At 71.7% G+C, this 10,993-nt stretch carries 12 protein-coding genes; 1 reads left to right on the top strand and 11 read right to left on the bottom strand.

Features of this window, described 5'->3' with window-relative positions; translation table 11 throughout:
* The first annotated feature begins 14 nt into the window (after window positions 1–14).
* On the top strand, window positions 15–593 hold the full coding sequence (locus AB0G11_RS20645; RefSeq protein WP_357587681.1) for a Uma2 family endonuclease: 579 nt from the start codon (window positions 15–17) through the stop codon (window positions 591–593).
* Between the two features lie 49 nt (window positions 594–642).
* Here AB0G11_RS20645 and AB0G11_RS20650 read toward each other — a convergent pair whose 3' ends face one another.
* The 11 genes from AB0G11_RS20650 to ruvX all read right to left on the bottom strand — a co-directional run bounded on the left by AB0G11_RS20650 (window position 643) and on the right by ruvX (window position 10,992).
* Window positions 643–3,201: a phenylalanine--tRNA ligase subunit beta gene (locus AB0G11_RS20650; protein WP_357587465.1), complete on the bottom strand. Its 2,559-nt coding sequence runs from the start codon at window positions 3,199–3,201 to the stop codon at window positions 643–645.
* The gene (gene pheS / locus AB0G11_RS20655; protein WP_246644347.1) at window positions 3,201–4,241 is read right to left on the bottom strand and encodes a phenylalanine--tRNA ligase subunit alpha; all 1,041 of its coding nucleotides are present in this window, start codon (window positions 4,239–4,241) and stop codon (window positions 3,201–3,203) included. Before pheS ends, AB0G11_RS20650 begins: the two co-directional genes overlap by 1 nt.
* A 120-nt stretch (window positions 4,242–4,361) precedes the next feature.
* Window positions 4,362–5,447, bottom strand: coding sequence for an ATP-binding protein (locus AB0G11_RS20660; RefSeq protein ID WP_308125661.1), 1,086 nt, complete (start codon window positions 5,445–5,447; stop codon window positions 4,362–4,364).
* A gap of 50 nt (window positions 5,448–5,497) precedes the next feature.
* A complete protein-coding gene (locus AB0G11_RS20665) occupies window positions 5,498–6,301 on the bottom strand; it encodes an RNA methyltransferase (protein ID WP_357587467.1) in 804 nt (267 codons plus the stop codon).
* A 115-nt stretch (window positions 6,302–6,416) separates the two neighbouring features.
* The gene (gene rplT, locus AB0G11_RS20670; protein WP_049568547.1) at window positions 6,417–6,800 is read right to left on the bottom strand and encodes a 50S ribosomal protein L20; all 384 of its coding nucleotides are present in this window, start codon (window positions 6,798–6,800) and stop codon (window positions 6,417–6,419) included.
* A gap of 27 nt (window positions 6,801–6,827) precedes the next feature.
* Window positions 6,828–7,022 carry a 50S ribosomal protein L35 gene (gene rpmI, locus AB0G11_RS20675; RefSeq protein WP_219502200.1) on the bottom strand — a complete coding sequence of 65 codons (195 nt, stop codon included), beginning with the start codon at window positions 7,020–7,022 and terminating at the stop codon, window positions 6,828–6,830.
* Window positions 7,023–7,147: 125 nt separating this feature from the next.
* Complete coding sequence (gene infC / locus AB0G11_RS20680; RefSeq protein ID WP_219502280.1) at window positions 7,148–7,735, bottom strand: translation initiation factor IF-3; 588 nt, start codon at window positions 7,733–7,735, stop codon at window positions 7,148–7,150.
* 292 nt (window positions 7,736–8,027) lie between these two features.
* Window positions 8,028–8,882, bottom strand: a complete 855-nt coding sequence (locus AB0G11_RS20685) for a shikimate dehydrogenase (protein WP_357587469.1) — start codon at window positions 8,880–8,882, stop codon at window positions 8,028–8,030.
* 7 nt (window positions 8,883–8,889) lie between these two features.
* Window positions 8,890–10,047, bottom strand: a complete 1,158-nt coding sequence (gene mltG / locus AB0G11_RS20690) for an endolytic transglycosylase MltG (RefSeq protein WP_219502197.1) — start codon at window positions 10,045–10,047, stop codon at window positions 8,890–8,892.
* A 232-nt stretch (window positions 10,048–10,279) separates the two neighbouring features.
* Window positions 10,280–10,513, bottom strand: coding sequence for a hypothetical protein (locus tag AB0G11_RS20695; protein ID WP_357587471.1), 234 nt, complete (start codon window positions 10,511–10,513; stop codon window positions 10,280–10,282).
* Window positions 10,510–10,992 carry a Holliday junction resolvase RuvX gene (gene ruvX, locus AB0G11_RS20700; protein WP_219502196.1) on the bottom strand — a complete coding sequence of 161 codons (483 nt, stop codon included), beginning with the start codon at window positions 10,990–10,992 and terminating at the stop codon, window positions 10,510–10,512. The genes AB0G11_RS20695 and ruvX overlap by 4 nt, the downstream gene beginning before the upstream one ends.
* Between the last annotated feature and the right edge of the window lies 1 nt (window position 10,993).

Genomic DNA, 10,993 nt, shown 5'->3' on the forward strand with positions numbered 1-10,993 from the left:
CGGTGAGCCTGACGATGACGCCACCTTCGCTACCCGACTGGGTGTTCCCGCCACCGCAGGGCTTCACGGCGGAAGACCTCGATCACATTCCGGATCTGCCTGCGCACACGGAGTTGATTGACGGAAGCTTGGTCTTCGTGAGCCCACAGCGAGACTTCCACACCTCGGCGCTGTTCTTGCTGGCCGTGGGGCTGCGCGCGGCGGCCCCCGAAGGGCACCGGGTCCGCCGCGAGATGAGCGTGAAGCTCGGCCCCCGGCAGCGCCCCGAGCCGGACCTCATCGTCCTCGGCCCCCGGGCCGTCATCCGCCCCGACGCCACCTTCTACGAGGCCGCCGACGTGGTGCTGGCGGCGGAGGTGGTCTCGCCCGAGTCGGAGGAGCGCGACCGCGACCGCAAGCCCGTCCTCTACGCCGAAGCCGGCATCCCGCACTTCTGGCGCGTCGAAAGCGACTCCGGCAGGCCCGTCGTCTACGTCCACGAGCTCAACCCGCCCACCCGCTCCTACGTGCCCACCGGCATCTACCACGACCGCCTCAAGGTCACCGTCCCCTTCGACATCGACCTCGACCTCACCGAGATCGACGCCTTCTAGGCATGGCGAGGGCCGGTACGGGAGTCCGTACCGGCCCTGGGGGTCGGGGTCAGGAGGTGCGCAGGTGGGCGCCGACGCGGTCGGCGGCGAGGGCGACGGCGGCGTCGCGGGCGGCCGTCGTCTCCTCCACCGTCAGCGTGCGGTCCGGGGCGCGGAAGCGCAGGCTGTAGGCGAGCGACTTGTTGCCTTCGCCCACCTGCTCGCCCGCGTAGACGTCGAACAGCCGCACCGACTCCAGCAGCTCGCCCGCCCCGTCACGCAGCGCGGCCTCGACGTCCGCGACCGGGGTGAAGTCGGGGACGACGAGCGCCACGTCCTGGGTGGCGATCGGGTAGGACGAGATGGCCGGGGCGTCGACGGGGCCGGTCAGCGCCGCCTCCAGGCGGGTCAGCTCCAGCTCCAGCGCGGCGGTGCGCGGCGGCAGCCCGTAGGCCTCGACCACGCGCGGGTGCAGCTCGCCGGCGTGGCCGATGAGCGTGTCGCCCAGGTAGAGGGCGGCGCAGCGGCCCGGGTGCCACGGCTCGTGCTGGTCGGCGGTGATCGACAGCTCCAGCCCGGCCTCGCCGGCGATCAGGCGGGCGGCCTGGACGGCGTCGGCCCAGGAGGCCTGGCGGCCGGCGCCCCACCAGCCGGAGCGCTCGAACTCGCCGGCGAGCACGGCCGCGACCCGGATCGGCTGGTCGGGCAGCGCCTCCTCGATGGAGGCGAGCTCGTCGGCCGTGGGGCGGCGTTCGACGCCGAGCACCGGCGCGACCGAGGGGGCGCCCTCGCGCGGCCGGTAGACCGCGCCGGTCTCGAACAGCGCCACGTCGGCGAAGCCGCGCCCGGCGTTGCGGACCAGGACCTTGAGCAGCCCCGGCAGCAGCGTGGTGCGCATCAGCGGCTCGTCCTCGGCCAGCGGGTTGGACAGCCGCATGGCCCGGCGGCGCGCGTCGTCGGCGGGCAGCTGGAGCCGGTCGAAGTCGTCGGCGCTGATGAACGGGTAGGCCAGCACCTCGACGTAGCCCGCCTCGGCGAGCGCCCGGCCGACGCGCCTGCGCAGCCGCTGCCCTTCGGTGAGCCCGGCGCCGGCCGGGGCCTTGGGCAGCACGGAGGGCAGCTTCTCGTAGCCCTCCAGCCGGATGACCTCTTCGGCCAGGTCGTTGGGGTCGGTGAGGTCGGGGCGCCACGACGGCGGCGTCACCGTAATCATGTCGTCGCCGGTGACGGCCAGCCGGGCGGCCAGCTCGCCGCCGGTGACGACGCCGGTCGGGTCGACGCCGCCGCTGCGCACCGCCGGGTCGGCGCCGTCGGTGACGACGCAGCCGACCTGCTCCAGGCGGTGGACGACGGTCTCCTTGGAGTAGGGCAGGCCCGCGATGTCGCCGGGGTGGCTCGCCGGGATGGCGATGCGGGCGGGCGTCACGTCCACCTCGGCGTGCGTGACGCCCGGCTGGACGGTGGCGCCGCCGAGCTCCGCCAGCAGCGACACGGCCCGCCAGGAGGCGACGAGCGGCAGCTCGCGGTCGACGCCCCGCTCGAACCGCTTGGACGCCTCGGAGACGAGGTTGTGCCTGCGGGACTCGCGGGAGATGCCGGTCGCGGAGAAGTGCGCGGCCTCGATGACGATGTCGGTCGAGCCCTCGGAGATCTCGGTCTGCAGGCCGCCCATGGTGCCGGCCATCGAGATCGGCCCGGACTCGTCGGTGATGAGGATGTCGTCGGGGTCGAGGTCGCGTACGACGTGGTCGAGCGTCTCCAGCCGCTCGCCCGCGCGCGCCCGGCGCACCACGACGGGGCCGGTGAGCTTGGCGCCGTCGAAGGCGTGCAGCGGCTGGCCGAGCTCCAGCATGAGGTAGTTGGTGATGTCGACGGCGAGCGACACGGGCCGCATGCCGGCGCGGGTGAGGCGTACGCGCATCCACAGCGGGCTCTGCGCGGCCGGGTCGAAGCCGGTGACGCGGCGCAGCACGAACCGGTCGCAGGCGGTCTCGTCGGCGATGGACGCCGGCCAGGACTGCTCGGTCTCGGCGGGCGGCTCGACGGCGGCGGGGTCGCGGAACGGCACGCCGAAGGCGGTGGCGACCTCGCGGGCCACGCCCCGGATCGACAGCGCGTAGCCGATGTCGGGGGTGATCTCCAGCTCCAGCACGTCGTCGCGCAGGCCGAGCAGCTCGACCACGTCGGCGCCGATGGGCGTGCCCTCGGGCAGCACCATGATGCCGCCGTGGTCGTCGCCCAGGCCCAGCTCGCGCTCGGAGCAGATCATGCCCTCGGACATGCGGCCGTAGGTCTTGCGGGCGCCGACCTCGAACCCGCCGGGCAGCACGCCGCCCGGCAGGACGACCGGGACGCGGTCGCCGGCGGCGAAGTTGGTGGCGCCGCAGACGATCTCGCGGGGCGCGGCCTCGCCGACCTCGACCTTGCAGTGGCGGATCGGCTTCTTGAAGCCGGTCAGCTCCTCGATCTCCAGCACCTCGCCGACGACGACGTTCTTGACGTCGTGGCCGTGCGAGGTGATGGACTCCAGCTTGAGCCCTGCCGCGGTGAGCTGGTCGGCCACCTCTTGCGCGGTGACCGCCGCCGGGAGATCGACACACTCCCGCAGCCAGGAAAGCGGGACCCTCATCAGATCTCCATTCCGAACGGGAGCGTGAAGCGCACGTCTCCCTCGATCATGTCGCGCATGTCCTCGGCGTTGTGGCGGAACATCAGCGTCCGCTCGATGCCCATCCCGAAGGCGAACCCGGAGTAGACCGACGGGTCGACGCCGCAGGCGACGAGCACCCGCGGGTTGACCATGCCGCAGCCGCCCCACTCGATCCAGCCCTCGCTCTTGCAGGTGCGGCAGGGCGGGTTGCCGGGCACCGCGGAGGCGCCGCGGCACACGAAGCACTTCAGGTCCAGCTCGGCCGACGGCTCGGTGAACGGGAAGTAGTTGGGCCGGAACCGGGTCGTGATGCCCTCGCCGAACATGACCTCGGCGAACCGGTCGAGCGTGCCCTTGAGGTGGGCCATCGTCAGGCCCTTGTCGACGGCCAGGCCCTCGGTCTGGTGGAAGACCGGGGTGTGCGTGGCGTCGAGCTCGTCGGTGCGGAACGTCTTGCCGGGCGCGATCGCGTAGCAGGGCACGCCGCGCTCCAGCAGCGCGCGGATCTGCAGCGGCGAGGTCTGGGTGCGCAGCACCATGCCCGAGTCGGCGGAGCCGACGAAGAACGTGTCGTGCTCGGAGCGGGCCGGGTGGTCCTTGGCGATGTTGAGCGCCTCGAAGTTGAACCATTCGCCTTCGAGCTCGGGGCCTTCGACGACCTCGTAGCCCATGGCGACGAAGGTGTCGGCGATGCGCTCCTGCATCGTGGTCAGCGGGTGGCGGGCGCCGCGCGGGCGCCGGTCCCAGGGCAGGGTGACGTCGACGGTCTCCTCGACGAGCACGCGGGCGTCGCGTTCGGCCTCCAGCTCGGCCTGGCGGGCGGCCAGCGCCTCGCCGATGGCCCTGCGGGCGGCGCCGACGCGCTTGCCGGCCTCGGCGCGGGCGGCCGGAGGCAGGGCGCCGATCTCGCGGTTGGCCAGGGCGATGGGCGAGCGGTCGCCGGCGTGCGCCAGCCTGGCCTGCTTGAGTGCGTCGAGCGTGTCGGCCGCCTTGATCGCCTCCAGGGCGCCGGCCTCCATGCGCGCCACCTCGTCGGCGTGCAGCGGGGTGACCTCGACGGGGTCGTAGTCAGACAAGAGTGAGCTCCGTATCCAGGGCTTGAGCGGGAAAAGTCTAGTGGCCCGGCCCACCGGTCCTGTTTATGCGAAGTCAGGAGTGCCGGTGGGCATGGTAAATCGGAACTCCGCGCCGCCCTCGGGGGCGCGCTGCACGATGATGGTGCCGCCGTGCGCCTCGACCAGGCCCTTGACGATGAACAGGCCCAGGCCGGTGCCGCCCCGCCGGCGGCTGTTGCCGCCGCGCCAGAACTGCCTGAAGACGCGCGGAGCCAGCTCGGGCTTGACGCCCTCGCCCTCGTCGCGCACCGACACGGCCACTCCCCATTCGACGGACTCGATCTCGATCGTCACAGTTCCGCGCCCGTGACGCACTCCGTTTTCCACCAGGTTAGCCAGGATCTGGTCAACCTTGTCCTGGTCGAGCCACATCTCGGGCAGGTCGTCGCCGACGACGAGGCGGAAGCGGTCCTCCTGCTCGCCCGCGGCGACCCGGCCGGCGATGACCCGGCGCGCCCGCGCGGGCAGGTCGACGACCTGGCGGTGCAGCTCCAGCCGGCCCGACTCGATGCGGGAGACGTCGAGCAGCTCGGTGATGAGCCGGGTGACGCGGTCGGCGTCGTTGTTGACGGTCTCCAGCATGACGCGCTTCTGCTCGTCGGTGAAGCGCGTCCACTTGGCGAGCAGCGTGGCGGTGAAGCCCTTGACGCTGGTCAGCGGGGAGCGCAGCTCGTGGGCGACGGTGGAGACCAGGTCGGCGCGGCTGCGCTCCAGCCGGGCGCGGGCGCCGCCGTCGCGCAGGGTGATCGTGACGCGCTCGACGTCGCCGCACCGCTCGGGCTCGCGCACGAGCCTGGCCGCCACGTACAGCTCCTGGCCGCCGGGCAGGTGGAGCGGGCGCTCGGGGACGCGGCTGCGGGTGCGCAGGCCGCCCTCGGGGTCGAGGGCCTTCCACCACTCGCGCCCGTCGTTGTCGCGGAAGGGGAAGACCTCGCTCATGTCGCGGCCGACGGCGCGCTCGGCCGTCACGGAGGTGAGGCGGGCGGCGGCCCGGTTGACGGCGAGGACACGGCCGAACCGGTCGGTCACGATGAGCCCGTCGGGCAGGTCGTCGATGGCGATCGAACACGCGGCGGCCACCACCCGCCCGTCGGTGTCTGCGCCGTGCACGACCTCGCCTCCTCCGCCTACAAGGCCGACAATAGCGGGTTTCCCGCCGCCTAGGGCACTCGCTGAGCCCTCGCGGACGAGTAAAGGCAGACCGCCGCGGCGGTCGCCAGGTTGAGGCTTTCCGCCTGCCCGTAGATGGGCACCCGGACCACGTCGTCGGCGAGCGCGAGCACGTCGTCGGGCAGCCCCCACGCCTCGTTGCCGAAGATCCACGCGGCCGGCCCGGACAGGTCGACGTCGTCGAGGGTGTGCTTGCCCGCGCCGTCGGCCGCCAGCACGCGCAGCCCGCGCTCCTTGAGCCGCGCCACGGCCGCCGCCACCGGCTCGCCGATGACGACCGGCAGGTGGAACAGGCTCCCGGCGCTGGCGCGCACGCACTTGCCGTTGTACGGGTCGACGGAGGCGTCGGTGAAGACCACGGCGTCGGCCCCGACGGCGTCGGCGGCCCGCATCACGGTGCCGGCGTTGCCCGGGTCGCGTACGTGGGCGAGCAGGGCGACCAGCTTCGGCTCGGCGGGCAGCGCCTCGCCGAGCGGCACGTGGACGTGGCGGCAGACGGCCAGCAGCCCCTGCGGGGTGACGGTCTGCGACAGCTCGGCCATGACCTCGCCGCTGGCCCGGTGGACCGGCAGGCCCTGGAGGGTGGCCTGGGTGACGAGCTCGGGATGGCGCAGCTCGGCCTCGGCGGTGGTGAACAGCTCCAGCGTCACGCCGTCGAGCTTGAGCGCCTCGCGCACCGCCTGCGGGCCCTCGGCCAGGAACTTGCGGTCCTGTTCGCGGAAGGCGCGCTTGGTGAGCCTGCGGGCCGCCTTCACGCGCGGCGACCTCAGGTTGGTCAGCTCGGTCCCGGCCATCTCATCCCCCTGGCTCTCACAACGGTCGGCCCGGACGACCGGCTTCGGGCGAACCGGTCCCGGGCACGGCAAAGGGCCCACCGTCAGGCGGGCCCTTGGCTCAGCTCGGTACGGCTCAGCTCGCGGCCGGCGCGTTCACGTTCGCCGGGAGCGCCTTCTTGGCGGCCTCGACGAGCGTGGCGAAGGTCTGGCTGTCGTTCACCGCGAGGTCGGCGAGGATCTTGCGGTCGACCTCGATGTTGGCCAGACGCAGACCCTGGATCAGGCGGTTGTAGGTGATGCCGTTCTGGCGGGCGGCGGCGTTGATCCGCTGGATCCAGAGACGACGGAACGTGCCCTTACGGTCCTTGCGGTCCCGGTAGGCGTACGTCATCGAGTGGAGCATCTGCTCCTTGGCCTTGCGGTAGAGCCGCGACCGCTGGCCACGGTAACCGCTCGCCCGCTCGAGGACGACCTTGCGCTTCTTCTTGGCGTTGAGCGCCCGCTTCACGCGTGCCATGTTTCTTCTCCCCGGGGAAAGTTCGCGCTACTTGGCGAGCAGCTTCTTGATCTTCTTGGAATCGGCGTCGGAAAGGACGACCTCGTTCTTGAGACGGCGCGTCAGCGTGGACGACTTCCACTCGTTGTAGTGCGCGCGGTTGGCGCGGCGGCGCTTGACCTTGCCGGTGCCGGTGAGCCGGAACCGCTTCTTCGCACCGCTGTGCGTCTTCATCTTCGGCATGTCGCCGTCTCTCCTCATTCGGTCGTGCCGGTGGCCGGGCCGGTGCTGGCCGGCCCGGTCGCGGCGTCTTCGTGTGGCGGGGTGGCCTGCTCGGGTGTCCAGTAAGGCTAAACCCGAACCGCGGGTCACACTTCCTCTACGGAAGGCTCCTCGCTGCCACGCTGTGCCTTGGCGGCGGCCTTCTCGGCCTTGGCCTCGGCCTTCTTCTTGTGCGGACCGATCACCATGATCATGTTTCGGCCGTCCTGCTTGGGCTGGGATTCGACGAACCCGAGCTCCTGGACGTCCTCGGCGAGCCGCTGCAGCAGCCGGAAGCCGAGCTCCGGCCGGGACTGCTCACGGCCGCGGAACATGATCGTGACTTTGACCTTGTCTCCCGCCTTGAGGAACCGCACCACGTGACCCTTCTTGGTCTCGTAGTCGTGCGGGTCGATCTTCGGCCGGAGCTTGATCTCCTTGATGATCGTGTGCGCCTGATTCTTGCGCGCTTCGCGCGCCTTCATCGCGGACTCGTACTTGAACTTGCCGTAGTCCATGAGCTTGCACACGGGCGGTCGAGCCGTCGCCGCGACCTCGACGAGGTCCAGGTCGGCTTCCTGGGCGAGCTTCAGGGCGTCGTGAATGGACACGATGCCCACCTGCTCGCCGTTCGGGCCCACGAGGCGGACCTCGGGAACTCGGATACGCTCGTTGATGCGGGGCTCAGTGCTGATGGGGCCTCCTAGGTTTGCGATCCCTACGTGCTCGTCGTGCCGGGCAGCTCTTCGCCGCAACGCGAAAAGCCCCGCACGTCGCGCATGCGGGGCCACTGAGCTTTTCGGCTTCGTGGCCTCAAGCTCCCCGGAGTAGTCCGGCGTGATCCTTTACCCGGCCACCTCGCGGCGACTCGGGTGGGAGGGAGACCTCCGCTTGCGCGTCCAGCAAGTCATGCCGGACCGATCAGAGAGCTACATTACCACAACCACGGAGCTTCCTCGAATCATCCCCGCTGGTCATCCGCGCTGGTCATGCCCGCTCGCTGGATCGCCTGAGGATCTCCGCCTCGCCGGCCGCGCGCATGGCGTCCACCGGCACGTCCGTGCGGCCGGTCATGAGCTCCACCTGCCGCACCGCCTGGTGCAGCAGCATGGCGAACCCGCCGACCACGGTGCCGCCCGCCGCGCGCACGGCCGCCGCCGCGACGGTCGGCCAGGGCGCGTAGACCACGTCGAAGAGCGCCGGCACCCGCGCCAGCCGGTCGGCGTAGGCGTCGGCGGCACCGCCGGGCAGCGTCGAGACGACCAGGTCGGCCTCCAGCGCGGCGTCGAGCTTGTCGAACGTCCGCACCGAGAGCGTCACTCCGAGCCGTTCGGCCACGGCCGCGGTCTCCCCCGCCCGGGCCGGATCGCGCACGATCAGCGTCACCGCGAACAGCCCCAGCTCGCGCAGCGCCGCGAGCGCCGACCCGGCCGTGGCGCCGCCGCCGAGCACGGTGGCCGAGCGCGGCGCTGGCACCCCGGCCTCCGCCAGCGCCTGGGTGATCCCGTACACGTCGGTGTTGTCGCCGTGCGCGGCGCCATCGGAGAACACCACGGTGTTGGCGCCGCCCACCTCGACGGCCAGCTCCGAGACGGTGTCGAGCAGGGGCAGCACGGCGCGCTTGAGCGGCATCGTGAGCGACAGCCCCGCCCACGCGCTCGCGTCACCGGCGCGCTCGCCGCGCACCGGGCGCAGCTCGCGCAGCTTCGCGGGCAGCCGCGCCTCGTCGCACTCGAACGCCTCGTAGCTCCAGCCGGTCAGGCCCATCTCCCGGTACGCCGCCCGGTGCAGGAACGGCGAGAGCGAGTGGCTGATGGGCGAGCCCAGGACCGCGGCCCTCATCCCCGGATCAGCCGCCGTTCCGTCTGTATTCGGCGAGCAGCGCCTCGAACTCGGCCTCGGTGGTGGCGAACTTGGTCACGCTGCTCCTGCTGGGATCGGTGGCCACGAAGTACAGCCAGGAGCCCTTGGCGGGATTCAGCGCCGCCTCGATCGCGTGGTCGCCGGGGTTGGCGATCGGGCCCGGCGGCAGGCCGAGGTGCTTGTAGGTGTTGTACGGCGAATCGATCTCCAGCTCGGCGTGCGTGGCCGCGGTCTTGTAGCGCTTCCAGGCGTACATCACCGTGCTGTCCATGCGCAGGTGCATCTCCGGCTGGTGGTCGAGCCGGTTGTAGATGACCCGGGCGATCTTGGCCATGTCCTCGTGCCGGCCCGCCTCGGCCTGGACGATGCTGGCGATCGTGAGCATCTGGTGGGCGGTGAAGCCGCGCTTCCTCGCGGCGGCCTTGAGGTCGTGCTTCTCGGCCGACTGGTTGAACCGCTCGACCATCTGGCCCAGCATCTCGGACGCGGTGGCCTTGGGCTGGAATTCATAGGTGGCGGGGAAGGCGTAGCCCTCCAGCTTGCCCTTGGCGTAGCTGGGCAGGCCGAGCTCGTCGGGCTTCTTGGCCGCGGTCTCGAACTCCTTCACGTTCCTGCCGGTCGCCTCGGCGAGCTGGGTGAAGGTGTCGGACAGGCGTAGCCCCTCCTTGAGCGTCACCGTCAGGCGCAGCCGCGCGTCGGGGTGGAGCAGCTTGACGGCCTCGGCGGCGGCCATCTGCTTGCGGAGCTTGTACGAGCCGGGCTGCAGCGACGAGCTCTTGCCCGCGCTGTCGACGGCGTTGGTGAACGCCCTGGCGCTGGCGACGACCCCCTGCCGCTCCAGCTCCTGGGCCACCTCGGAGGCGCTCTGGCCGTCCTTGATCTCGATCACGACCTCGCCGCTGCCCTTGCCGGCGTAGTCGTCGGGGACGATGGCATCACTGACCCACAGGTAGCCGTAGTAGCCGCCACCGCCGATGATGCCCGCCAGCACGATGAACGCGAGCAGCGGGGCCAGGAAGCGGCCCCGGCTGCGGCGCCTGCGCCTTCTGCGCCCGCCGCGTCTGCCCGAGCCCCTGGCGCGACGCCCGCCCCGGCCGTCGTCGTCCTCGGCGCCGAGGAGGAAGTCCATGTCGAGATCGTTCATAGGTGAGCCGGCCAATCTCCCGGAACTGCTGGCCCGGGGTCACTCGGTGACACCCGGCGGTGGGGGGTCACCGAGCGGACGAGGGGGATGTGCCGGACACGCTGCGACGGCCGGCAGGGGTCACTGTGAGTAGCCATGCTAGAGGACGGAAAGAGCGTGTGTGTCCCGGGTCGGGAGCTTCGCGCGGTGACACCGGCGCGCTCCCGCGGGGTGGGATGCAGCCCGGCGAGCATCAGTTCGTCCCGAGGTTGTCGTTCGGCTCTTTCCGGTATCTCACGAACCCGCTCTCTTTGTCGGTGAATTTCGTGATTCTATGCACCGGATTCGTCGCGTTAAACCGGTGCGGATCACCCGTCGCCGGACACGCCACGCGCATCTGATCGTCACGCTGGGTAACAGTTTCCACGCGGCGGCACCGGCCGACGATCACTTTAGCGATCTTCGAGCGGTGGAGCACGGCCGTCATGCGGACGGGCCGTCGCCTGTCGCGGAAGGCGGGTCGACCGGCCGGCCCGGCGGCCTGCGGGTCGCGCGCTCGGCGTCGAGCGCGTCCTGCAGCAGCACCACGGCCGCCGCCTGGTCGATGACGCCGCGCTGCTTCTTGGCGCGCACGCCGCTGGCCCGCAGCCCCTGCTGGGCGGCCACCGTGGTGAGCCGCTCGTCGAAGAGCCGGACGGGCGTGGGGGCCAGCCGGGCGGCCAGCCGCGCCGCGAACTCGCGCGCCAGCTGGGCCGCCTGGCCCTGTCGGCCGGACAGCGAGGTGGGCAGCCCCACCACCACCTCGACGGCCTCGTGCTCTGCCGCGATCGCGGCGATGCGGTCGAGGTCGCCCTCGCCCCGCCTGACGGTCTCCACCGGCGTGGCGAGCATCCCCGAAGGGTCGCTGCGCGCCACGCCGATGCGTACGGACCCGACGTCGACGCCGAGCCGCGTGCCGAACCTCATC

It is taken from the genome of Nonomuraea sp. NPDC023979, assembly GCF_040639085.1.
GTDB classification, from domain to species: Bacteria; Actinomycetota; Actinomycetes; order Streptosporangiales; family Streptosporangiaceae; genus Nonomuraea; species Nonomuraea ceibae.